The organism is Microbacterium sp. B24 (genome assembly GCF_000333415.1).
Taxonomy (GTDB): Bacteria; Actinomycetota; Actinomycetes; order Actinomycetales; family Microbacteriaceae; genus Microbacterium.
Genome location: NZ_BADB01000029.1, coordinates 1 through 1136 on the forward strand (window position 1 = coordinate 1; position 1136 = coordinate 1136).

Here is a 1136-nt window from a genome sequence, read left to right on the forward strand (position 1 = left end):
CCATGCGGCCGTGCTGGCGGAGTACACCTTCGGCGGAGCCGCCGACTACGTGCTGCTGGTCCGCGTGGGCCGGGGCGTCGGGTCAGGCCTGCTCGCGGGTGGTCAGCCCATGGCCGGCAGTCGGTTCGCCGCCGGAGAGATCGGTCACGTCACCGTCGGCACGGACGGCGAGGGCGGCGGACGACTCGTCGTCTCTGTCAATGACGAAGAGGCCAAGGAACTTCACGGCGTGCTCGGCGACGTGGTCGGCGCAGCCTGACGATCTCGCACGTGAAAGGGTCGGTCCTCGGACCGGCCCTTTTCCGTACCCTGCGGTGCGCCGCCGACAGCCCTCAGCCAGCGTTCAGCGCAGATCCGGGGCGACGGTGGTCAGCTGCAGAAGCCCTTCGCCCACGATGGAGAGCGCACCGAGAACCGCGGGCGAGGCCTGTGTCTCCTGGATCAGCGTGCGAAACGCGGTCGTCACGGGATCGCGGCGCACCGGGTCTGCGATCGCGCCCCCGGACAGCACCCGCGGAATGAGGACGGTGCCGCCCGCGCGGACCAGCCGCAGGCCGTGCTCGACGTGGTCGATGACGCTCTCGGGATCGGCATCCACGAGCACGATGTCGTAGGACGCCTCGTTCATCCGGGGCAGCACGTCGCTGGCGCGGCCGGTGATGAAGCGGGCGCGAGCCGGCGGTACCTTCGCGTCGGCGAATGCCGTTCGTGCCGCCGCCAGATGCTCGGGCTCCTTGTCGATGGTCGTGAGTGTCGCGCGGGGCGCACCGTGCAGCAGCCACAGGCCCGACACCCCCGCACCCGTGCCGATCTCGACGACGTTCAGCGCCGCGGTCGCTGCGGCGATCACGGCGATCTGGGCGCCCACCGCCGGGCTGATCGGATCCGCACCCAGCTCGAGCGCGTGCGCACGGGCGCGCTCGATCGCTTCGGGTTCGACGGTGACGTCGTCGACGTACCTGCGGATCGCGTCCTGATCGGCCATGTGGTTCCTCCAGTCCCCAGCGTACGGGGCGCTCGGCGTCGTTTCCGGCAGGCGCACGGGTAACCTGGAGGCATGTTCTTCGGCCTCGACTGGGACAAGCTCGTCCTGCTCCTGATCGTGGCCGCCCCTCTGGGTCGGACCCGAGCGGCTG

Annotated in this window: 2 protein-coding genes; one reads left to right on the forward strand and one right to left on the reverse strand. The window is 70.7% G+C overall.

Annotated elements, in window-relative coordinates; translation table 11 throughout:
* The coding region (locus I5I_RS00545) for an ROK family protein (RefSeq protein WP_036315022.1) at positions 1-259 on the forward strand (259 nt) is incomplete at its 5' end.
* An 84-nt stretch (positions 260-343) separates the two neighbouring features.
* Here the strand turns inward: I5I_RS00545 and I5I_RS00550 are convergent.
* Positions 344-985 carry an O-methyltransferase gene (locus I5I_RS00550; RefSeq protein ID WP_036315025.1) on the reverse strand — a complete coding sequence of 214 codons (642 nt, stop codon included), beginning with the start codon at positions 983-985 and terminating at the stop codon, positions 344-346.
* Positions 986-1136 lie beyond the last annotated feature (151 nt).